The organism is Sphaerotilus montanus (assembly GCF_013410775.1).
GTDB classification, from domain to species: Bacteria; Pseudomonadota; Gammaproteobacteria; order Burkholderiales; family Burkholderiaceae_C; genus Sphaerotilus; species Sphaerotilus montanus.
The window spans coordinates 2,495,875-2,516,223 of sequence record NZ_JACCFH010000001.1; the positions used below are offsets into that span (position 1 = coordinate 2,495,875).

The following is a 20,349-nucleotide window of genomic DNA, read 5'->3' on the forward strand; positions in this document are numbered from 1 at the left end:
CCATGCGTACCTGCTATGCAGGCCAGGTCAGCGAAGCACTGACCGGCCAGATCGTCACCCTCATGGGCTGGGCCCACCGTCGCCGCGACCATGGTGGCGTGATCTTCATCGACTTGCGCGACCGCGAAGGCCTGGTGCAGATCGTCTGCGATCCGGACCGTGCCGACATGTTCAAGGTCGCCGAAGGCGTGCGCAACGAGTTCTGCCTGAAGGTGGTCGGCCTGGTGCGCGCCCGCCCGGCCGGCACCGAGAACGCCAACCTCGTCAGCGGCAAGGTCGAGCTCCTGTGCCATGAACTCGACGTGCTGAACCCGAGCGTGACGCCCCCGTTCCAGATCGACGACGAGAACCTGTCGGAGACGACCCGCCTGACGCACCGCGTGCTCGACCTGCGCCGCCCGGCGATGCAGAAGAACATGATGCTGCGCTACCGCGTGGCGATGGAAGTGCGCAAGTACCTCGACGAGCAGGGCTTCGTGGACATCGAGACGCCGATGCTCACCAAGAGCACCCCGGAAGGCGCACGCGACTACCTTGTGCCGAGCCGCGTCAACGACGGCCATTTCTTCGCGCTGCCGCAGTCGCCGCAGCTGTTCAAGCAGCTGCTGATGGTGGCCGGCTTCGACCGCTACTACCAGATCACCAAGTGCTTCCGTGACGAGGACCTGCGCGCCGACCGCCAGCCCGAATTCACGCAGATCGACATCGAGACCTCCTTCCTGACCGAAGAAGAGATCCGTTCGATGTTCGAGGGCATGATCCGCCACGTCTTCCGCAAGGCGCTGAGCGTCGAGCTGGGCGACTACCCGGTGATGGCCTACGCCGAGACGATGCACCGCTTCGGCTCCGACAAGCCCGACCTGCGCGTCAAGCTCGAATTCACCGAGCTGACCGACGTGATGGGCACGGTCGACTTCAAGGTCTTCTCCGCGCCGGCCACCACCAAGGGCGGCCGGGTCGTCGCGCTGCGCGTGCCGGGCGGCAGCGCCATGAGCCGCGGCGAGATCGACGGCTACACCGAGTTCGTCAAGATCTACGGCGCCAAGGGTCTGGCCTGGATCAAGGTCAACGACGTGTCCAAGGGCCGCGAGGGCCTGCAGTCGCCGATCGTCAAGAACCTGCACGACCAGGCGATCGCCGACATCCTGGCCCGCACCGGCGCACAGGATGGCGACCTGCTGTTCTTCGGCGCCGACAAGGCCAAGGTCGTCAACGACGCCATCGGCGCGCTGCGGCTGAAGATCGGGCACAGCGATTTCGCCAAGAAGTCGGGTCTGTTCGAGGACCGCTGGGCGCCGCTGTGGGTCGTGGACTTCCCGATGTTCGAGCACGACGAGGACGAGAACCGCTGGAACGCGGTGCACCACCCGTTCACGGCGCCGAAGGACGGCCACGAGGACTACATGGACACGGACCCGGGCAAGTGCATTGCCAAGGCCTACGACATGGTCCTGAACGGCTGGGAACTGGGCGGCGGCTCGATCCGTATCCACCGCGCCGAGGTGCAGAGCAAGGTGTTCAGCGCGCTCAACATCAGCAAGGACGACGCGCAGCTCAAGTTCGGCTTCCTGCTGGACGCGCTGCAGTACGGTGCGCCGCCGCACGGTGGCCTGGCCTTCGGCCTGGACCGGCTGGTGACGCTGATGACCAAGGCCGAGTCGATCCGCGACGTGATCGCCTTCCCGAAGACGCAGCGCGCCCAGTGCCTGCTGACCGGCGCGCCGTCGGTGGTCGAGGACAAGCAGCTGCGCGAGCTGCACATCCGGCTGCGCAACGCGCAGGCGGTGCAGCAGGGCTGATTCCTCTCCGTCCGTCCCCCAACAGGCCAGTCCATCGGACTGGCTTTTTTGTTGCCCTGTGGCTGTGCATACTGGGTGAGCGACCAGCGGTCCCCCGTCAGGCGAGCCTGATCAGTCCGGGATATGCAGAGACTGCCAGCGATGAGGCAGCAAGTCGTCAATGCGGCTGTTGAGGTGGGTGGGCAGCCGTCCAAGGACATCGCGCAGGTAGGCCCAGGGTTCGAGCCCGTTGAGCTTGGCCGACTGCACCAGGCTCATGACCACGGCCGCACGCTGGCCGGCGAGTTCGCTGCCACAGAACAACCAGGCCTTCCTGCCCATGGCCCAGGGCTTGATCTGGCGCTCCAGATAGTTGTTGTCCACGGGCACGGCCCCGTCGAGCAGGTGGTGCGTCAGCGCTGGCCAGTGGTTGAGGCTGTAGTCGATGGCGTTGGCCGTGGCGCCGCCATCGGCGACACGACCGCGTTCGAGCTTGAGCCAGGTGTGCAACTCCTGCCACAGCGGCGCGGTGATGCGTTGACGGGCCTGCGTTCGCGTCGGGCCGTCCATGCCGGCGAACGACTTCTCGGCGTGGTAGATCGCCGCGAAGCGTACGATCGCCTGAGTGGCCAGGGTGCTCTTGCCGGACTTGGCGAGTTCGTCGAACTTGCGTCGGGCGTGCGCGGCACAGGCTGCCGAGACGCGCCGCGGGAAGACCTTGGGGTCGAGCACCGAGTCATAGCCGCCATAGCGATCGCACACGAGCGTGCCGCTCCAGGGCGGGTCCCGGTTCTCGGTGGGCAGCCCGCCCAGGAAGGCCAGCGGGTACTTGCTGCCCCGCCCCAGGCAGAAGTCGTAGACCACGCCGGGCTGGGGATCGAATTCCCCGCGTGCATAGGCCCAGACGTACGCTTTCCTGGTCTTGCCCGCCCCCGGGTCCAGCATGTCCACCGTCGTCTCGTCGGCCTGCACGACCGCGCTGCCCAGCACGAAACGCTTGAGCGCCTCGTACAGCGGGTGCAGCGCCGCGCCCGCCTGACCGGCCCACGCGGCCAGCGTCGAGCGCGGGGTGTGCACGCCCGAGCGGGCATTGATCGCCTCCTGCCGGTAGTACGGCACGTGGTCGGCGAACCGGCTGATGAGCGTGTACGCCACCAGTCCGCTCGCCGGGATGCCCCGCTCGATGACCTGCGGCTCGGCCGGCTCCTGCACCAGGCGATCGACGCCCTGGCGCTGGCAGCACCGGCAGACCCACTTGCCTCGGATGTGCCGATGCACGAAGAACTCCGCCGGCACGATGTCCAGCCGCTCGCTGACGTCCTCGCCCACCCGGGTCATCGGCTCGCCGCAGTCCACCGCCGGGCAGTGGGTGTCGGCCGGCTCGTGGTGATGCTCCACGCGGCGCAGGTGCTCGGGCAGCGCCTGCCGGCGCGGGGGCTGGGGTGCCTTCTCGGGGCTCACTGGCGGTGGCGACTGCCGGGCCTGCAACTCGGCGAGCTGCGCCTGCAGGTCCGCCTCGTCCTCGACCAGCGTCTCCAGGAAGAGCTGTCGCTGCTGCGCATCCATCGCCTCGGTGCGCGCGCCGAACTTCCAGCGCTTGAGCCGCGCCAGCTCGAACGTGATCTTCTCGATCTTCGCGTCCCGCCACACGATCTCGCGCGACTGCTGCTGCACGCGCACCAGCAGGTGCTGCGCCAGGGCCTCCAGGGCCTGTGGCGTCAGGCCCCTCAGGTCCTGGCTCTGGAGCGCGTCCACGTCATGCATGCGCCCATGCTGCCCGCACGAGGCCAGCCCCGCCATCGGCAACTTCAGCAATTGCGCCTCCGGCATCCGCTCACACCCGCGTGATCACCCGCCGCTCGTGCAGCCGCTGCCACGGCAGCCCCACGATCAGCGCATCGAACTGCTCCTGCGTCAGGGCCAGCGGGGTGCTCGACTCCAACCCCCGCGGCCACACGAAGTGCCCCGCGTTGAGTCGCCGGGCCGCGCACCACACCCCCCAGCCGTCATGGACGATCAGCTTGACGCGCGTGGCCCGCGCATTCGCGAACAGGTAGCCGTGGTGGGCCTGCGCCGCCCCCAGCGTCTGCACCACACACGCCAGCAGCCGGTCCGCCCCGGCGCGCATGTCCACCGGCGCCGTGCAGGCCCACAGTGCGTCGATGCGAATCACTTCGTCACCCCGGCGGCCAGTTCGCGCAACCACGCCGCACACGCCTGGGCCTGCGCTGCCGGCCAGCTCACCGTCAGCCGGGCTGCACCGCTGCGCCACTCGATGTGAATGTCCGGCGTGCTCGGGTTCGCCATGCCAGGGCCTTCGGCGCTCGGCCGCGGCCTGTCCGGTGCTGGCAAGGCCAGCGCTACGAACTGGGCATCGACCACCGGCGCCGGGTTGCCCATGACCATGGGTGCTGACGCCGCCGTCGGCACCTCGCACCCAGGTCCCAGCAGGCCTGCCCGCTTGACTCCCCGACCCGCCAGCCACTGACGCACCACGTTCGCGTTCAGCCCATGCCTGAGCGCCACGGCCGCAATCGACGCGCCAGGCTGTCGGCATTCACCCAGCACCTTCGCCTTGAACTCGGCGTCGTGTACCCGCCTCGTCTTGTCCTTGTGTTCCATTGCTGTCCACCAATTCACATTGCTGGACACCATCGTCTCGGAGCTATCCAGCTCCTTCAAGTGGGCATGGCTGGTCGCTCACCATACTGGGTCTCTTTTTGTGTTCTGTTTTTGTTGTCAGGGGTGGTCATGAAAAATCCGAGCGATGCGGTGGTTGCGGTGATGGTGGTGGTGGTGATGGCGTCGGCGGGTCTGACGGCCTGTGGTCAGAAGCCCGAGGCTGGCACCGAACTGGGTCAGGGGGGCTCGGCGGTCACCGGCTCGGCGGGCCCTGCCGGGGCGCAGTCGGCCGCCCGTGAACTGCTGCACTGCACGGCGCCCGTGGCAACGCTGGCACTGGCCGAGAACCCGCAGGGCTACACGATGCACGGCCACTACCAGCTTCCTGCCTCGCCGGTGCCGCTGGTCAAGCTGCTGGCCCAGCAGAGCGGGTGCTTTCGCGTGGTGGACCGCGCGGCCGGGCTGCGCAGCACCGTGCAGGAGCAGGAGCTGAAAGAGGCCGGTATCCTGCGCCAGCAGGGCAGCACGGTGCAGAAGGGCCGCGGCTACGAAGCCCAGTACACGCTGACGCCCAGCCTCACCTTCAGCGAGATGGACGCTGGCCGTGGTCTGGCCGGCGTGATCGGCATGATCCCGGTGCTGCGTGACCTGGTGGGCCTCGTCGGGCTGGCCGAGCAGGTCAAGCTCAAGGAGGCGCAGGTCGCACTGCTGCTGAGCGACAACGAGACCACCGAGCAGGTGGCGGCCTCGACGGGCTCGGTGCGCGTGACCGACCTGGGGGTTGGCGGGCTGCTGCTCGGCAAGCTCGGCACGGCCACCGGGGCAGGCTGGAGCAACTCCAGCGAGGGCAAGGTCGTGGCGGCAGCGTTCCTCGATGCGCACAACCAGCTGGTGCTCCAGGTGCGGCAGCTCCAGGCCAAGGCATTGCCACCGGCTGTGGCGACCAAGGGGCCGGGGACCTGAGTCTTGAGATCGCGCAAGGCGACTGGCCCGGCGCATCGATACCCTGTGGGGCATGAGCCCCACCACCACGGCCCGCTGGATCGCTGCCACCCGCCCCGGCTTCCTTGTCGTCACGCTGGTCGCGGCCCTGCTGGGCATTGCGTCCTCGCAGGCCTGCGGCGCGGGCTGGCATCCGCTGGACGCGGCGGGCACCGTCGTGCTGGCGCTGCTGGCCCACGCGGCGATCAACCTGCACAACGACTGGGGTGACGCGCTGATCGGCTCCGATGCGCTCAACACCGACCGCATCGGGCCCTTCACCGGCGGCTCGCGGGTGGTGCAGGACGGCGTGTTCACCGCGGTGCAACTGCGCGACATGGTGCAGATGATCGGGATGGTGGTCATCGGCGGCGGGCTGGTGCTGGCCGCGCGGGCCGGACCCGGGCTGATCGGCATCGGCCTTGCGGGGCTGGCGCTCGGCTGGGCGTACTCGCATCCGCGGCTGGCGCTGATGTCGCGCGGGGTGGGCGAGCTGGCGGTGGCGGCGGGCTGGTGGCTGGTTGTCATCGGGGCGGACTATGTGCAGCGGCGGCACTTCGACCTCGCGCCCGCGCTGGCCGGCGTCAGCCCGGCGCTGCTGATCGCCGCGATGCTGTGGATCGCCGAATTCCCCGATGCCCGCAGCGATGCGCAGGTCGGCAAGCGCACGCTGGTCGTGCGGCTCGGGCCGACGGCAGCGGCGGTCGGCTATCTGCTGCTGGTGACCGCGGCCCATGCCTGGGTGGCGTTCTGGTGGCAGGCGCTGTGGCTGCCGACCACGGCGTGGTGGGGGCTGGGTTCGGCGCCGCTCAGCCTGGTGGCGGCCGGGCTGCTCTGGCGCCACCGGCAGGCACCGTCCCGGCTGCGGCCGGCGATCGTGCTGACGCTGGGGGCGGCCGTGCTGCATGGTGTGCTGCTGACAGCGGCTTTTCTGCACATCGCCAGCCTGCGCTGAGGTGGCGTGCGGAAAGTCTGGCGTTGCCGCTATGCTTTCCACATGACGTCCAGCCCACCGCCAAAGATCCCTGAATCCGTCCTCGTGGTCATCCACACGCCAGACCTGCAGGTGCTGCTGATCGAGCGCGCCGACAAGCCCGGCTTCTGGCAGAGCGTCACCGGCTCGAAGGACACGCTCGAAGAGTCGCTGCACGAGACCGCCCGGCGCGAGGTCGCCGAGGAGACCGGCATCCTCGTCGGCACGCCGCAGGTGCCGGACGAGGCGCTGCGCGACTGGGCGCTGCGCAATGTCTACGAGATCTACCCGGTCTGGCGCCACCGCTATGCCGAGGGGGTCACGCACAACACCGAACACGTGTTCGGCCTGACCGTGCCGGCCGGCACGCCCGTGGTCCTGGCTCCGCGCGAGCACCTGCAGCAGGTCTGGCTGCCCTGGCGGGAAGCCGCGGACCGCTGTTTTTCGCCGAGCAATGCCGAGGCGATCCTGCACCTGCCGCAGCAACTCCGCCAGCCAGCACGGACCGACCGATGACGACGATGCCGATGACCCTGCCGGGTGGCCTGGACGGCCCGCGGCTGCGGGTGGCGACCTACAACATCCACAAGGGCGTGCGCGGCGTGGGGCCGCGCAAGCGGCTGGAGATCCACAACCTCGGGCTGGGTGTGGAAGCGCTGGACGCGGACCTGGTGTTCCTGCAGGAGGTGCGCCTGTTCCACCACCGCGACGCCCGGCACTTCGACCGCACCTGGTTCGGCTGGCCCGAACAGGGACAGGCCGATTTCCTGGCGCCGGAAGGCTACAGCTCGGCCTACCGGACCAACGCCGTCACCCGCGATGGCGAGCACGGCAACGCGCTGCTGTCGCGCTGGCCGCTGGGCGACGTGGAGCACCACGACGTGTCGGACCACCGCTTCGAGCAGCGCGGGCTGCTGCACGTCAAGGTGAACTGGCGCGGCATCGACATCCACACCATCGTCGCGCATTTCGGCCTGATGCACGCCAGCCGGGTGCGCCAGGCGCAGCGGCTGGGGGCCTACATCCGCAGCGAGATTCCGGCCGGTGTGCCGGTGGTGGTCGCGGGCGATTTCAATGACTGGGGCGAGCGGCTGGATCCGATGTTCCAGCTCGCCGGACTGGTGCGGGCCCATCCGCCCGGTGCGCATGGCCGCACGCCGCGCACCTTCCCGTCGCGCATGCCGCTGCTGTCGCTGGACCGGGTCTACACCCGGGGACTGCGCTGCGCGGGCATGAGCGTGCCGCGGGGAGCGGCGTGGGCACGCATGTCCGACCACCTGCCGCTGCTGGTGGAGCTGGAGCTGACGTGAAGCCCGGCGATCCCGTCCCCATCGATCCGGTCAGCATGTTCGAGGCCGACCAGGACAGCGAGCCGATGTCCTGGTATCTGGTGCCCAGACCGGTGTTCCGCGGGGGCAACGAGGTCGAGTTGCTGCGTGGCGGCGATGCGCTGTTCCCGGCCATGATCAGCGCGATCCGCAACGCCCGCCACGAGGTCTGGCTGGCCACCTACATCTTCCACGACGATGCGGCCGCGATGGCGGTGGCGGTGGCGCTGGAGCGGGCGGCGCGGCGCGGGGTGCGGGTCCGGGTCGTGATCGACGGCTTTGGTGCCCACGACGATCTGGCGGTGGTCGAGCCGCGCCTGCGTGCCGCGGGCATCGCGGTGACGGTGTTCCGTCCGCTGGAGCGCTGGACCCACTGGCTGCAGCCGGGGCAGCTGCGGCGGCTGCACATGAAGCTGTGCGTGGTGGATGGCGAGGTCGGCTTCGTCGGCGGCATCAACGTCATCGACGACCACATCGACCTGAACCACGGCCACACCGAGCTGCCACGGCTGGACTTCGCGGTGCGCGCCGTGGGCCCGGTGGTGCGGCCGATGGAGCAGGCGGTGCGGGCGATGTGGTCGCGCTCCTGGTTCGGGCGCGACTGGCAGCAGGAGATGCGGCTGCTGATGCACACCGAGCGACCGGTGCAGCGCCTGCGTGGCCTCATGCGGCAGATGCGGCTGACCCGGCGCGGCCACCGGGTCGCGCGGCTCGAAGAGGTCCAGCCGCCGGTGCAGGCCGCCTTCGTGGTGCGCGACAACCTCCGCCAGCGCCGCACCATCGAGCGCGCCTACATCGACGCCATCCGCTCGGCGCGGCAGCGCATCTGGCTGATCTGCCCGTATTTCTATCCCGGTCAGGAGTTTCGCCGCGCGCTGTGCAAGGCCGCGCAGCGGGGCGTGCAGGTGCGCCTGCTGATGCAGGGCAAGCCGGATTACCGCATCGCCGCCATGGCCGCCCGCGTGCTGTACGACGAGCTGATGCGCCACGGCATCGAGATCTACGAATACATGCCCGCCTTCCTGCATGCCAAGGTGATGCTGGTCGACGACCACTGGGCCACGGTGGGCAGCTCCAACATCGACCCGATCTCGCTGCTGCTCAACCTGGAGGCGAACATGGTGGTGCGCGACACCACCTTCGCGCAGGACCTGGCGGTCGAGATCGGCCGGGCGCTGGCGCAGTCCGAGGCCATCACCGCGCAGCGCGTCAAGTCGCAGGGCTGGGCCGGCCTGGCGCCGCGGGTGCTGATCGAGTGGGCGGCCTATGTGTACCTGCGTGTGGCGGGCGTGACAGGTCGCTACTGAGCGACCGCGGGCGCAGCCACTCCCGCAGCGGCTGCTCGAACCACTGGAACGAGGCCCAGGCCACCACCACCAGCGCGGCGATGGCCACCAGGATGCCCGCGGCCGGCGGCCCGCCCAGCCGCACGATGGCATTGCGGACCGGGTGCACGACGAAGGGGTGGTAGAGGTACATGCCGTAGGAGATCTGGCCGATCAGCACCAGCGCCGGGGCGTTGAGCAGGGCCGCTGTAGCGCCACGTTCCGTGGCCTTGATCAGCACCAGCGGCAGCAGCGCGCAGAGCAGCACCGTCTCCAGCGCGAAGCCGAAGAGCTGCTGGTCCGCCACGGTGCCGGTGTCGCGCAGCAGGGAGGTCGACAGCACCAGCCCCGCCACCAGCGCCGGCAGCGGCCAGCCCTGCCGGGCGAGCTGCTCGAAGTGGCGCCGCCAGCGCGGCGTCTTCAGCAGCACCGCGAGCAGGCAGCCGGCGGTGAGCTGGTCCATGCGCGTTTCCAGCGCCCGGTAGAGGTAGACCTCGCCGACCCCGAAGCCGAAGATCAGCACCGCCTTGTAGAGCCAGACCAGCGGAATCGACAGCCCCAGCGCCTGGCGCGGCGAGCGGCCGTGGCGCAGCAGTGCCGCCAGCAGGAAGGGCCAGACGAGGTAGAACTGCTCCTCCACCGCCAGCGACCAGCAGTGCGACAGGTAGTGTGCCGCGGCACCGGTGAAGGCCTGGTAGTAGTTGGTGCCGTAGAGCACGGTGGACACCACCGCACCCCAGGGAATCGGCTGGTGGCGCAGCGCCAGCAGCCCCATGCCGACCAGCAGATAGGCCAGGGACGCCGGCAGCAGCCGGGCGACACGGCGCTGGTAGAAGGCGCCCAGCGCGATGCGGCCGTGGCGCTCGTGCTCGCCCAGCAGCAGCCAGGTGATCAGGAAGCCGCTGATCACGAAGAACAGCTCCACCCCCAGCGAGCCGTCGAACACCATGACCGGCCCGATCCGGTCCAGGCCCAGGTGGTTGACGATGACCAGCAGCACCGCGACGGCACGCAGCGCATCCAGGCCGGCCAGACGTGGCTGCTGCAGGGCAGTGAGCAGCACCGGCGGCGGCAGGTGCATCGGCGATGCCTCGCGGATCCACGGGTGTTGCAGTGGCAGGTCGGTGTCGAACTTCATGGCCCTCCCTCGGGCAGCGTGCATGGATCAAGCAACTATTTGTTACATTGATTTTCACTGAGGGAGGGGGGGCTTTCCTGAAGGCTGACTTGGCTGTGTCCGGTCAGGCCGGCCTTACTGGGCCTTCTGCAGCGCGCGGATGCGTTCCTCGATCGGCGGGTGGCTGGAGAACAGCGCCATCAGCCCGCTCGGGTGGCCCGAGATGCCCATCGCGGCCATGCTCTTGGGCAACTCGCCCGGCGCGATCCCGCCCAGGCGGGCCAGCGCGTGCATCATCGGGCGGCGGTCGCCCATCAGCTGCGCGGCACCGGCATCGGCGCGGAACTCCCGCTGGCGCGAGAACCAGGCGACGATCACCGAGGCGAGCACGCCCAGCAGCAGGTCCATCACCACGGTCGTGGCCATGTAGCCGAGGCCGGGCGCGTCCTTGTCGTTCTTCAGGATCACCCGGTCGACGACGTAGCCGACCACCCGGGAGATGAAGACCACGAAAGTGTTCACCACGCCCTGGATCAGCGTCATCGTCACCATGTCGCCGTTGGCGACGTGGGCGATCTCGTGGCCGATGACGGCTTCGACCTCCTCGCGGTTCATGCTCTGCAGCAGCCCGGTGGACACCGCCACCAGCGCCGAGTTCTTGAAGGCTCCGGTCGCGAAGGCATTGGGCTCGCCGTCGTAGACCGCGACTTCGGGCATGTCGATGCCGGCCTTCTCGGCGAAGCGGGCGACGGTGCCCTCCAGCCAGCGGTGCATCGGGTCGGTCGATCCGTTGATGACCTGCGCGCCGGTGCTCCACTTGGCCATGGGCTTGCTCATCAGCAGCGAGATGATCGCGCCGGTGAAGCCCATGAACAGCGAGAACAGCAGCAGCGTGCCGAGGTTGAGGCCCTGGGCATCCAGATAGCGGTTGATGCCGAGCACGCTGGAGGCGATGCCCAGCACCAGCATCACGGCCAGGTTGGTGGCGAGGAACAGGAAGATGCGTTTCATGGCGCGCGGATCCTTGGTGACCGTCGGGGTGGTGACGGATTGCCAGCGTATCTGAGGGTTCTTCACCAGTGCATCAAGGGGGTGTTCCTCCGGACAATGCGCTTTTCTGGCGATGAAACCGGTTCCATTCATGCAATCCACCGCAATTCTGCCCGGTGCACCCCTGCCGGATGTCGCCCGCGCCCGTGTCGCCGTGGCCTTGCTGTTCCTCGCCAACGGCATGGGCTTCGCGAGCTGGGTGTCGCGCATCCCCGCGGTGCGCGCGCCACTCGGCCTCAGCGAGGGCGAACTCGGCTCGGCGCTGCTGGGCATGGCGATCGGGGCGCTGTTCGCTTTCGGTCCGACCGGCCACGGGGTGCAGCGCTGGGGCGCGCGGCGCGTGACGCTGGGCGTGTCGCTGGCCTATGGGGCGCTGCTGGTGCTGCCGACGCTGGCGCCGAATGGCTGGCTGCTGGGCCTGGCGCTGGCGCTGTTCGGCGCGGCCAACGGCGCGATGGACGTGGCGATGAACGCGCTGGCGGTCGAGGTGGAGCAGCGGGTGGGGCGGCCGATCATGTCCTCGCTGCATGGGCTGTGGAGCGCGGGCGGGCTGGCCGGGGCCTTGCTCGGCGGCTTGCTGGCGCACCGGGAGGTGGCGCCGAGCTGGCACCTGGCGGGCATCGGGCTGGCGGCGGTCGGTGCCGTGCTGCTGGCCCGGGGCTGGCTGGTCGGGCATGTGGGCGAGGTCCATGCCGCCGAGGAGGAGGCGCCGCGCTGGGCCCGACCGGAGGCCGCCCTGGCGGGCCTGGGCGCGATCATCTTTGCCGCCTTCCTGATCGAGGGCGCGATGGCCGACTGGAGCGCCGTCTACCTGAACGGGGCACTCGGCACCACGCAGGCCGAGGCCGCGCTGGGCTACAGCGTGTTCGCGATGGCGATGATGGGAATGCGCTTTGCGGGCGACCGGCTGGTGCTCCAGTGGGGCGCCGTGCCGATGCTGCGCATGCTGAACGCACTGGCCGTGGTGGCGCTGGTGGCGGCGCTGGTCAGCGGTAGTCTGGCGGTCACGCTGCCTGCGTTTGCATTGACCGGGATGGCGATCGGCACCGTCGCGCCGCTGGTGTTCAGCGCGGCGGCGCAGCGCTCGCGGCGGGGCGCCGGGCAGGGCATCGCCGCGATGGCGACGCTCGGCTATGGCGGGTTCCTGATCGGCCCGCCGGTGATCGGCTGGCTGGCGCAGGCCACCTCGCTGCAGGTGGCGCTGGGCGTGCTGGTCTTGCTGGCCGGGGTGATCGCCGCGCTGGCGGGGCATCTGGCGCCTGCAGCGCCCACCGCAGCCGCACCCACACCCGCAGACGCCGCGTCAGTCGACCAGGCGCCAGTTCAGCGTCTCTGAGCCGCCGAGCGGCTTGAGTTCGGCGTCGCCGTAGGGCAGCGACTCCGGGAGCGTCCACGGTTCGCGGCGCAGCGTGATGGTGCTGGCGTTGCGTGGCAGGCCGTAGAAGTCCGGGCCGTGCTGGCTGGCGAAGCCTTCGAGCCGGTCGAGGCGGCCGGCTCGCTCGAACGCTTCGGCGTACAGCTCGATCGCCGACAGCGCCGTGTAGCAGCCGGCGCAGGCCGCGGCGTGTTCCTTCAGGTGCGCGGCGTGGGGCGCGCTGTCGGTGCCGAGGAAGAACTTCGGGCTGCCCGAGGTGGCCGAGGCGACCAGTGCGCGGCGGTGTTCCTCGCGCTTGAGCACGGGCAGGCAGTAGTAGTGCGGGCGCAGGCCGCCGGTGAAGAGGGCGTTGCGGTTGTAGAGCAGGTGGTGGGCGGTGATGGTCGCTGCCGTGTGCGGGCCGGCTTCGGCGACGTACTGGGCGGCGTCCCGGGTGGTGATGTGCTCGAACACCACCTTCAGCTCGGGGAAGGCATCGCGCAGCGGCTCCATCACCTGCTCGATGAAACGGGCTTCGCGGTCGAACACGTCCACGGCCGGATCGGTGACCTCGCCGTGCACCAGCAGCAGCAGGCCTTCGCGCTGCATCATCTCCAGCGTCGCGTGGGTCTTGCGGATGTCGGTCACGCCGGCGTCGCTGTTGGTCGTGGCACCGGCGGGGTAGAGCTTGAGCGCGACCACGCCAGCGTCCTTGGCGCGGCGGATCTCTTCGGGCGGGGTGTTGTCGGTCAGGTACAGCGTCATCAGCGGCGTGAAGTCCACGCCTTCGGGCACGCAGGCCTGGATGCGCGCGCGGTAGGCCACGGCCTGCTCGGCGGTGGTGACCGGCGGACGCAGGTTGGGCATGATGATCGCGCGGCCGAACTGGCGCGCGGTGTGCGGCACGACCGCCGCCATCGCGGCGCCGTCGCGCACGTGCAGATGCCAGTCGTCGGGGCGGGTGAGGCGGAGGGTAGGGGCAGTGGCGGTCGTCATAGCCCGCGATTCTCGCCCAGCTTGGACACGCGCAGGAACTCCCACAATGCCTGCGCGGCCGGCTTGTTGTGGCGAGAGACCTCGGGGCGTTCGCGGTAGAGGCGCACCTCGATCGTCACCTCGAAGGCTGCCCCCGACTGCCGCGGACCTGCGGGCACCAGCCGGCGGGCGCTGACCTCCTTGCGCACCGAACTGGCGGGCAGGAAGGCGAGGCCGTGGCCTTCGAGCGCCATCGCCTTGAGCCCCTCGGCCATGTCGGTCTCGTAGTTCAGCAGCGCGTCGACGGCGCGGCTGTGCGCCTTCGAGTCCAGCTCGTTCATCTCGCGGCGGAACTGGGTGCGCCACTCGGTGAGGCTGATGGTCAGCGTGCCATAGGCAACCAGCGCGGCCAGCGTGATCCACACGAAGCCCATGTCGAACTGGCTGCCGAGCAGCGTCAGCACCAGCGTCAGCTCGACCAGCGTCGGCACGATGGTGTAGAGCGAGTAGCTCACCAGCGACTGCAGCGCGCGCGTGCCGCGCTCGATGTCGCGGGTCATGCCGCCGGTCTGGCGGTCGAGGTGGAAGCGCAGGCTGAGCGCGTGCAGGTGGCGGAAGGTCTCCAGCGCGATGCGCCGCGCCGCGCCGTGGGTGGCCTTGGCGAAGACCAGTTCGCGCAGCTCGGTGAAGACCGTGGTCGACAGCCGCAGCCCCGCATAGGCCAGCAGCAGCCCCAGCGGCACGACCACCAGCGCCCGCGGATCGCCGATCGGGATCGACAGGCTGTCCACCAGCTGCTTCAGCAGCAGCGGCACGCCCACGTTCGCCGCCTTGGCCGCGACGACGAACACCAGCGCCAGCACCATGCGCACGCGGTATTCCCACAGGTAGGGGCCGAGGCGCTTCAGCGTCGTCCAGTCGCTGCGGGGCGTGCCGGCGGGATCGACCGGGGCGGGTTCATTCGAGGCGAAGCGGCGCATGGGTGGGGTTCGGTGAAAGACAATCGACACCTGCAACCGAGGTGTCTTCCATGAGTGTGAACGAAGCGAACAATCCGCGTTTTTCAGGCCCGCCGCCCGTGCATGGTGGCGAGCCGGGCTCTCACCAGCGCGAACTGGTGCTGCGCATGATGCCGATGCCGTCTGACGCCAACGGCAACGGCGACATCTTCGGCGGCTGGATCATGGCCCAGGTCGACATCGCCGGTGCCGTGTTGCCCGCGCGCATCGCCCGCGGCCGCATCACCACGGTGGCGGTGAACCAGCTCATTTTCAAGCAGGCCGTGTCGGTGAGTGACCTGCTGAGCTTCTACGCCACGGTCGAGCGCATCGGCACCACGTCGGTGACGGTGCATGTCGAGGTCTACGCCGAGCGCAACCCGGCCGATCCGAAGACGGTCAAGGTGACCGAGGCCAACCTGACCTATGTCGCCATCGACCGCGACGGCCGGCCACGGCCGATCGTGAAGGCGCCAGCACCCGCCCCGGCACCGCTCACGGGCGCATGAGCGGCTGGTAGTCGGCGGCGATCTGCAGCGCCAGCGCCTCGCCCCAGCGCTGGTAGAGCAGCGGGCCGGGGTGGAAGCCGTCGCTGGCCATCAGCGCGCGCACCTCGTCGCGGGCGGGGTCGTAGGGCATCTCGAAATAGGCCCGCGTGCCCGAGTCGGCGGTCCACTGCACCAGCGCGGCATCCAGCGCCTGTGCCGAGCGGCCCAGCACCCAGCGCAGCGGCTGCGGCAACAGCGGAAACAGGTGCATCGGCGGCACGGCCGTGGCCACGATCTGGTGGACACCGGCCAGCTCGCGCGCACAGGCTTCGAGCGCGTCGAGGTGGGCGGTCCAGCGCCGCGGGCTGGTCTGGCGGACGGTGTCGTTCACGCCGAGTGCCGTCACCATCACGTCCGCCGGTGGCAGCCGGCCCTGCGCCGACAACTCGCGCAGCGCCGAGGTCGCGTCCGCCGTGGTCCAGCCGGTGCGCGCGACCAGCTGCCAGGCGATCGGCGCCTTGAGCCGCCGCGTCAGCGCCTGGCTCAGCCGACCGGCGAGCGCTTCGTTCTGCGTCGCCGCACCCACCCCCGCCCCCGAGGAATCGCCCACGATCAGCACCCGCAGCCGTGGCATCGCGCTGCTGTGGCGGTCCATGCCGGCCAGACCGAGGCGCGGGCCGGTGGCTTCCGGCAGACGGGGTGCTTCCCGGCGCACCTGCCGTCCCTGCCAGATCAGCAGTGGGGACAGGGCAACTTTGGCGGCGGTGAAGGTGGGCATCGGCAGGCTGGCGCGCTCGGGCGGCGCGTTCGGGAAGGGCAGGTGGGGCGTTCAGGTGAACGACGAAAAATCGGGCTTGCGCTTCTGGAAGAAGGCCTGGAAGGCTTCCTGTGCCTCGGGGCTGCGCAGCCGCTCGGAGAAGATCGCTGCCTCGCTGGCGATGACGGCGCGCACCTGCTCGCGCTGCGGGGCACGCATCAGGCGCTTGCTGTCGCGCACGGCGCCCGGCGGCAGCGCATTGAAGCGCTCGGCGACGCGGCGGGCGTGGTTGACCACTTCGCTGGTCGGCAGCACGGCGTTGGCCAGACCACAGTCGACCGCGTCCGCGCCGGTGAACGGGTCGCCGAGCAGCAGCTTCTCGGCGGCCTTGGCGTGGCCCATCAACTGCGAGACCAGCAGGCTGGAGCCGTATTCCGGCACCAGACCCAGCCCGACGAAGGGCATCGCCAGCCGGGCCTCGTCGCTGACGTAGACAAAGTCGCAGTGCAGCAGCATGGTCGTGCCGATGCCGATCGCCGCGCCCGTGACGGCCGCGACCACCGGCTTCTCGCACTCCAGCAGCGCCAGCATGAACTGGAACACCGGCGAGTCCATGCCCTGCGGCGGGCGCTGCATGAAGTCTTCCAGGTCGTTGCCCGAGGTGAACACGCCCGGCTGCCCGGTGATCAGCACGGCGCGCACCGACGCATCGGCCTGTGCGGCGCGCAGTGCGTCGGCCATGGCGGTGTACATCACCATGGTCAGGGCGTTCTTCTTTTCCGGGCGGGCAATTTCGATCGTGGCCACGCCGTTGAGGGTGGCGGTCTTGATGCTCATGGGGTCTCCTCGGGCAACTGGGAATGGTAAGTGCGCTGCAACAACCGTTCACGACCGATTGTTGCGTGTGAAACAAAAAAGCCGCTGCACACGGCGGTGCAGCGGCTCGGGCGGTCACCGTGGAACCGTCCTGGGTGGCGACGGGTTCAGACGCGCTCGAAGATGCCGGCGGCGCCCTGGCCGGTGCCGACGCACATCGTCAGCATGCCGTATTTCAGGCCATGGCGGCGCAGCGCGTGGACCAGCGTCGCGGCGCGGATGGCGCCGGTGGCCCCCAGCGGGTGGCCGAGCGCGATCGCGCCGCCCATGCGATTGACCTTCGCCGGGTCGAGACCCGTGGTATTGATCACGGCCAGCGCCTGTGCAGCGAAGGCTTCGTTCAGCTCGATCCAGTCCAGGTCGCTCTGCTGCAGACCGGCGCTGCGCAGCGCGGCGGGGATCGCCTCGATCGGGCCGATGCCCATGATCTCCGGCGGCACGCCCTTGCTGGCGTAGCTCACGAAGCGCGCCAGCGGTGTCAGGCCGTGCTGGCGGATCGCCTTCTCGCTGGCCAGGATCAGGCACCCGGCGCCGTCGCTGGTCTGCGAGCTGTTACCCGCGGTGACACTGCCCTTGGCGGCGAACACCGTCCGGAGCTTGCCCAGGCCTTCGAGCGTGGTGTCGGGGCGGGCGCCTTCGTCGCGGTTCACCGTGCGGGTGCGGGTGCGGATCTCGCCGGTGACGAGGTCGGGCGTGCGCTCGACGACGTCCACCGCCGTGGTCTCGGCGTCGAATTCGCCCGCCGCCTGTGCGGCCAGCGCCTTCTGGTGCGACGCCAGCGCGAAGGCGTCCTGTGCCTCGCGGCTGACACCCCACTGGTTGGCCACCTTCTCGGCGGTCAGGCCCATGCCGTAGGCGATGCCGATGTTCTCGTCGCGCTCGAAGATCGAGGGGTTGAAGCTCGGCGTGTTGCCGCTCATCGGCACCATGCTCATGCTCTCGGCGCCGCCGGCGATCATCACGTCGGCCTCGCCGACGCGGATGCGGTCGGCGGCCATCTGGATCGCGCTCAGGCCCGAGGCGCAGAAGCGGTTGACGGTGATGCCGCCCACCGTGTTCGGCAGCCCCGCCAGCAGCGCGGCGACGCGGGCCATGTTCAGCCCTTGCGGACCTTCGGGCATGGCGCAGCCGATGATGGCGTCCTCGATGGCCTTCGGGTCCAGCGTCGGCACTTGCGCCAGCGCGCCGCGCATGGCGGCCACCAGCAGGTCGTCCGGGCGGGTGTTGCGGAAAAAGCCGCGGTGCGACTTGCCGATCGGCGTGCGGGTGGCGGCGACGATGTAGGCGTCTTGCAGTTGCTTGCTCATGTGTGTGTGCTCCGTCGGCCGGGTCAGTTGCGCACCGGCTTGCCGGTCTGCAGCATGCCCATGATGCGTTCCTGGGACTTGGGGTGTTCGAGCAGCGCGCAGAAGTGCTTGCGCTCCAGCGCCATCAGGTACTCCTCGGTGACGAGGGTGCCCGCATCCACCTCGCCGCCGCAGACCACGTCCGCGATCAGGCTGGCGATGTGGAAATCGTGCTGGCTGATGAAGCCGCCGTCGCGCATCCCGACCAGGCTGGCCTTGATGGTGGCGATGGCGCTGCGGCCGGCGACCGGGAACATCGCCTTGACCGGCGCGCGGTAGCCGGCGTTGGCCAGCGCCTTGGCCTGGCTGAGGGCAACGTGCAGCAACTCGTCCTTGTTCGGCACGACGATGTCGCTGTCCAGCAGGTAGCCCAGCTTGCGCGACTCCAGCGCGCTGGTGCCGACGGTGGCCATGGCTGCGGCCTGGAAGCCGTCCTTCAGGAAGGCGAGCAGGTCGCTGCCCGGCACGCTCGCCGCGCGTTCCGCCGCCCGGCGTGCCACGTAGGTCAGCCCGCCGCCGCCCGGGATCAGCCCGACGCCGACCTCGACCAGCCCGACATAGCTCTCCATCGCCGCGACCCGCTGTGCGCAGTGCACCGCCAGTTCGCAGCCGCCGCCCAGCGCCATGCCGCGCACGGCAGCCACCACCGGCACGCTGGCGTAGCGCACGCGCAGCATCATGTCCTGCAGCTTCTTTTCCTCGGGCGCGATGCCCTTGGCGCCGAGTTTCATGAACACCGGCATCAGCGATTCGAGGTTCGCGCCGGCCGAGAACACGTCATCCGGCGACCAGATCACCAGACCCTGGTAGCCGGCTTCCGCGAGTTCGACCGCCTTCAGCAGCCCTTCGGTCACGGTCGGGCTGATCAGGTGCAGCTTGGCCGTGATGCTGGCGATCAGCACCTCGCCGTCCAGCGTCCAGACGCGCACTTCTTCGTTGCGGAACACCTCGGTGCCGCTCTTCAGCGGATCGACGGCGCCAGCGCCCACGAGGCTCTCGGGGAAATGCTGGCGCTGGTAGACCGGCAGCGCCGAGCGCGGCACGTAGGTGCCCGCCGCGGCGGACCACGATCCTTCCAGCGTGTGGACGCCCGTGCGGCCGTCGAACACCCAGGCCGGCAGCGGTGCGTTGCACAAGGCCTTGCCCGCGTCGATGTCTTCCTGCACCCACTTGGCCACCTGCTGCCAGCCGGCTTCCTGCCACAGCTCGAACGGCCCTTGTTTGGCGCCAAAGCCCCAGCGCATCGCGAAGTCCACCTCGCGCGCCGAGTCGGCGATCGTCGCCAGGTGCACCGCGACGTAGTGGAAGCTGTCGCGCAGGATCGCCCACAGGAACTGCGCCTGCGGGTTGCTGGATTCGCGCAGCAGCTTCAGCCGCTCGGCTGCGGGCTTCTTCAGGATGCGGTCGATGATCGGGTCGGCCTTGCCCCCCGACGGCACGTACTCGCCCTTGGCCGCGTCCAGCCGCAGGATGTCGCGGCCGGCCTTCTTGTAGAAACCGGCGCCGACCTTCTGCCCCAGCGCGCCCTTGGCGATCAGCGCCGACAGCACCGGCGGTGTCGCGTAGGACGGGAAGAAGGGGTCGTTCGCCTTGTCCGGGCCGAGGTTGTCCTGCAGCGTGCGGATGACGTGCGCCATCGTGTCCAGGCCGACCACGTCCGCGGTGCGGAAGGTGCCGGAGCTGGCGCGGCCGAACTTCTTGCCGGTCAGGTCATCGACCAGGTCGACGCTCAGGCCGAACTGCTGCGCCTCGTGGATGGTGGCCAGCATGCCGGCGATGCCGACGCGGTTGGCGATGAAGTTGGGGGTGTCCTTGGCGCGCACGACGCCCTTGCCGACGGTCGAGGTGACGAAGGTTTCGAGCTGGTCGAGGTAGCGCGCCTCGGTGGTCGGCGTGGGAATCAGCTCCACCAGGTACATGTACCGCGGCGGGTTGAAGAAGTGGATGCCGCAGAAACGCGGCTTCAGCGCGTCCGGCAGGCCGTCCGACAGCGTCGTGATCGACAGGCCGGAGGTGTTCGAGGCGAGGATGGCGTGCGGCGCGATGAAGGGCGCGATCTTGGCGTAGAGGTCGTGCTTCCAGTCCATGCGCTCGGCGATCGCTTCGATCACGAGGTCGCAGTCCTTCAGCAGGTCCAGGTGCTCCTCGTAGTTCGCGGCGCGGATGCGGCTGGCATCGTCGCCCACGCCCAGCGGCGCGGGCTTGAGCTTCTTGAGGTTGTCGATGGCCTTCTGCGCGATGGCGCTCTTCGGGCCTTCCTTGGCGGGCAGGTCGAACAGGATGACCGGCACCTGGACATTGACCAGATGGGCGGCGATCTGCGCGCCCATCACGCCGGCGCCGAGCACGGCGACCTGGCGGACATTGAAACGGCTCATGAG

General features: G+C 69.6%; 19 protein-coding genes. 8 read left to right on the plus strand and 11 right to left on the minus strand.

Going from position 1 to position 20,349, the window contains the following annotated elements:
- Positions 1–2 precede the first annotated feature (2 nt).
- On the plus strand, positions 3–1,799 hold the full coding sequence (aspS, locus tag BDD16_RS11275; RefSeq protein WP_179634043.1) for an aspartate--tRNA ligase: 1,797 nt from the start codon (positions 3–5) through the stop codon (positions 1,797–1,799).
- A 111-nt stretch (positions 1,800–1,910) separates the two neighbouring features.
- Here the strand turns inward: aspS and tnpC are convergent, their stop codons facing one another.
- Genes tnpC through BDD16_RS11290 form a run of 3 tightly spaced genes read right to left on the minus strand, consistent with a single transcriptional unit; the run spans position 1,911 to position 4,400 of the window.
- On the minus strand, positions 1,911–3,593 hold the full coding sequence (gene tnpC / locus BDD16_RS11280; RefSeq protein WP_310733992.1) for an IS66 family transposase: 1,683 nt from the start codon (positions 3,591–3,593) through the stop codon (positions 1,911–1,913).
- A gap of 19 nt (positions 3,594–3,612) precedes the next feature.
- Entirely contained in the window at positions 3,613–3,951 is a 339-nt protein-coding gene (tnpB, locus tag BDD16_RS11285) for an IS66 family insertion sequence element accessory protein TnpB (protein WP_034011921.1), read from the minus strand.
- Entirely contained in the window at positions 3,948–4,400 is a 453-nt protein-coding gene (locus BDD16_RS11290; RefSeq protein WP_246332523.1) for a transposase, read from the minus strand. Before BDD16_RS11290 ends, tnpB begins: the two co-directional genes overlap by 4 nt.
- Positions 4,401–4,529: 129 nt before the next feature.
- On the opposite strand from BDD16_RS11290, the gene BDD16_RS11295 reads away from it, so the two are divergent.
- Genes BDD16_RS11295 through clsB form a run of 5 tightly spaced genes read left to right on the plus strand, consistent with a single transcriptional unit; the run spans position 4,530 to position 8,989 of the window.
- Positions 4,530–5,363, plus strand: a complete 834-nt coding sequence (locus BDD16_RS11295; protein WP_179634044.1) for a CsgG/HfaB family protein — start codon at positions 4,530–4,532, stop codon at positions 5,361–5,363.
- Between the two features lie 52 nt (positions 5,364–5,415).
- Positions 5,416–6,336 (plus strand): prenyltransferase, encoded by a 921-nt coding sequence (locus BDD16_RS11300; RefSeq protein ID WP_179634045.1) that lies wholly within the window; start codon positions 5,416–5,418, stop codon positions 6,334–6,336.
- A 42-nt stretch (positions 6,337–6,378) separates the two neighbouring features.
- The gene (gene nudB / locus BDD16_RS11305) at positions 6,379–6,870 is read left to right on the plus strand and encodes a dihydroneopterin triphosphate diphosphatase (protein WP_179634046.1); all 492 of its coding nucleotides are present in this window, start codon (positions 6,379–6,381) and stop codon (positions 6,868–6,870) included.
- Complete coding sequence (locus BDD16_RS11310) at positions 6,867–7,664, plus strand: endonuclease/exonuclease/phosphatase family protein (protein WP_246332524.1); 798 nt, start codon at positions 6,867–6,869, stop codon at positions 7,662–7,664. The genes nudB and BDD16_RS11310 overlap by 4 nt, the downstream gene beginning before the upstream one ends.
- Positions 7,661–8,989: a cardiolipin synthase ClsB gene (clsB, locus tag BDD16_RS11315; protein WP_310732899.1), complete on the plus strand. Its 1,329-nt coding sequence runs from the start codon at positions 7,661–7,663 to the stop codon at positions 8,987–8,989. Before BDD16_RS11310 ends, clsB begins: the two co-directional genes overlap by 4 nt.
- Here the strand turns inward: clsB and BDD16_RS11320 are convergent.
- Both BDD16_RS11320 and htpX read right to left on the minus strand, forming a co-directional pair.
- Positions 8,892–10,145, minus strand: coding sequence for an acyltransferase family protein (locus BDD16_RS11320; protein ID WP_179634047.1), 1,254 nt, complete (start codon positions 10,143–10,145; stop codon positions 8,892–8,894). The two genes, clsB and BDD16_RS11320, sit on opposite strands and share 98 nt — an antisense overlap.
- Before the next feature lie 114 nt (positions 10,146–10,259).
- Positions 10,260–11,135: a protease HtpX gene (gene htpX / locus BDD16_RS11325; protein ID WP_179634048.1), complete on the minus strand. Its 876-nt coding sequence runs from the start codon at positions 11,133–11,135 to the stop codon at positions 10,260–10,262.
- 130 nt (positions 11,136–11,265) lie between these two features.
- Between htpX and BDD16_RS11330 the strand changes: the two genes are divergently transcribed.
- Positions 11,266–12,510: an MFS transporter gene (locus BDD16_RS11330; protein WP_179634049.1), complete on the plus strand. Its 1,245-nt coding sequence runs from the start codon at positions 11,266–11,268 to the stop codon at positions 12,508–12,510.
- On the opposite strand, the gene pyrC is transcribed toward BDD16_RS11330, so the two are convergent.
- Together pyrC and BDD16_RS11340 are read right to left on the minus strand one after the other, a co-directional pair.
- Entirely contained in the window at positions 12,478–13,524 is a 1,047-nt protein-coding gene (gene pyrC / locus BDD16_RS11335) for a dihydroorotase (RefSeq protein WP_179634050.1), read from the minus strand. The genes BDD16_RS11330 and pyrC overlap by 33 nt on opposite strands.
- A complete protein-coding gene (locus BDD16_RS11340; RefSeq protein WP_179634051.1) occupies positions 13,521–14,483 on the minus strand; it encodes an ABC transporter transmembrane domain-containing protein in 963 nt (320 codons plus the stop codon). The genes pyrC and BDD16_RS11340 overlap by 4 nt, the downstream gene beginning before the upstream one ends.
- 146 nt (positions 14,484–14,629) lie before the next feature.
- Here BDD16_RS11340 and BDD16_RS11345 point away from each other — a divergent pair, with 146 nt between their 5' ends.
- The gene (locus tag BDD16_RS11345) at positions 14,630–15,010 is read left to right on the plus strand and encodes an acyl-CoA thioesterase (RefSeq protein ID WP_246332771.1); all 381 of its coding nucleotides are present in this window, start codon (positions 14,630–14,632) and stop codon (positions 15,008–15,010) included.
- Here the strand turns inward: BDD16_RS11345 and BDD16_RS11350 are convergent.
- The 4 genes from BDD16_RS11350 to BDD16_RS11365 form a co-directional block, all read right to left on the minus strand.
- A complete protein-coding gene (locus tag BDD16_RS11350) occupies positions 14,997–15,767 on the minus strand; it encodes an SGNH/GDSL hydrolase family protein (protein ID WP_179634053.1) in 771 nt (256 codons plus the stop codon). The two genes, BDD16_RS11345 and BDD16_RS11350, sit on opposite strands and share 14 nt — an antisense overlap.
- 51 nt (positions 15,768–15,818) lie before the next feature.
- Positions 15,819–16,583, minus strand: coding sequence for an enoyl-CoA hydratase (locus BDD16_RS11355; protein ID WP_179634054.1), 765 nt, complete (start codon positions 16,581–16,583; stop codon positions 15,819–15,821).
- Between the two features lie 146 nt (positions 16,584–16,729).
- Entirely contained in the window at positions 16,730–17,929 is a 1,200-nt protein-coding gene (locus tag BDD16_RS11360; RefSeq protein ID WP_179634055.1) for an acetyl-CoA C-acyltransferase, read from the minus strand.
- A 23-nt stretch (positions 17,930–17,952) separates the two neighbouring features.
- On the minus strand, positions 17,953–20,346 hold the full coding sequence (locus BDD16_RS11365; RefSeq protein WP_179634056.1) for a 3-hydroxyacyl-CoA dehydrogenase/enoyl-CoA hydratase family protein: 2,394 nt from the start codon (positions 20,344–20,346) through the stop codon (positions 17,953–17,955).
- Between the last annotated feature and the right edge of the window lie 3 nt (positions 20,347–20,349).

What these genes read in the sequence shown, in the direction of transcription:
- BDD16_RS11360 (WP_179634055.1), bottom strand. Translation starts at nt 17,929, where the DNA reads ATGAGCAAGCAACTGCAAGACGCCTACATCGTCGCCGCCACCCGCACG.
- aspS (WP_179634043.1), top strand. Translation starts at nt 3, where the DNA reads ATGCGTACCTGCTATGCAGGCCAGGTCAGCGAAGCACTGACCGGCCAG.
- BDD16_RS11355 (WP_179634054.1), bottom strand. Translation starts at nt 16,583, where the DNA reads ATGAGCATCAAGACCGCCACCCTCAACGGCGTGGCCACGATCGAAATT.
- nudB (WP_179634046.1), top strand. Translation starts at nt 6,379, where the DNA reads ATGACGTCCAGCCCACCGCCAAAGATCCCTGAATCCGTCCTCGTGGTC.
- BDD16_RS11290 (WP_246332523.1), bottom strand. Translation starts at nt 4,400, where the DNA reads ATGGAACACAAGGACAAGACGAGGCGGGTACACGACGCCGAGTTCAAG.
- BDD16_RS11320 (WP_179634047.1), bottom strand. Translation starts at nt 10,145, where the DNA reads ATGAAGTTCGACACCGACCTGCCACTGCAACACCCGTGGATCCGCGAG.
- pyrC (WP_179634050.1), bottom strand. Translation starts at nt 13,524, where the DNA reads ATGACGACCGCCACTGCCCCTACCCTCCGCCTCACCCGCCCCGACGAC.
- htpX (WP_179634048.1), bottom strand. Translation starts at nt 11,135, where the DNA reads ATGAAACGCATCTTCCTGTTCCTCGCCACCAACCTGGCCGTGATGCTG.
- BDD16_RS11330 (WP_179634049.1), top strand. Translation starts at nt 11,266, where the DNA reads ATGCAATCCACCGCAATTCTGCCCGGTGCACCCCTGCCGGATGTCGCC.
- BDD16_RS11340 (WP_179634051.1), bottom strand. Translation starts at nt 14,483, where the DNA reads ATGCGCCGCTTCGCCTCGAATGAACCCGCCCCGGTCGATCCCGCCGGC.
- BDD16_RS11300 (WP_179634045.1), top strand. Translation starts at nt 5,416, where the DNA reads ATGAGCCCCACCACCACGGCCCGCTGGATCGCTGCCACCCGCCCCGGC.
- BDD16_RS11345 (WP_246332771.1), top strand. Translation starts at nt 14,630, where the DNA reads ATGATGCCGATGCCGTCTGACGCCAACGGCAACGGCGACATCTTCGGC.
- BDD16_RS11350 (WP_179634053.1), bottom strand. Translation starts at nt 15,767, where the DNA reads ATGCCCACCTTCACCGCCGCCAAAGTTGCCCTGTCCCCACTGCTGATC.
- BDD16_RS11365 (WP_179634056.1), bottom strand. Translation starts at nt 20,346, where the DNA reads ATGAGCCGTTTCAATGTCCGCCAGGTCGCCGTGCTCGGCGCCGGCGTG.
- BDD16_RS11310 (WP_246332524.1), top strand. Translation starts at nt 6,867, where the DNA reads ATGACGACGATGCCGATGACCCTGCCGGGTGGCCTGGACGGCCCGCGG.
- BDD16_RS11295 (WP_179634044.1), top strand. Translation starts at nt 4,530, where the DNA reads ATGAAAAATCCGAGCGATGCGGTGGTTGCGGTGATGGTGGTGGTGGTG.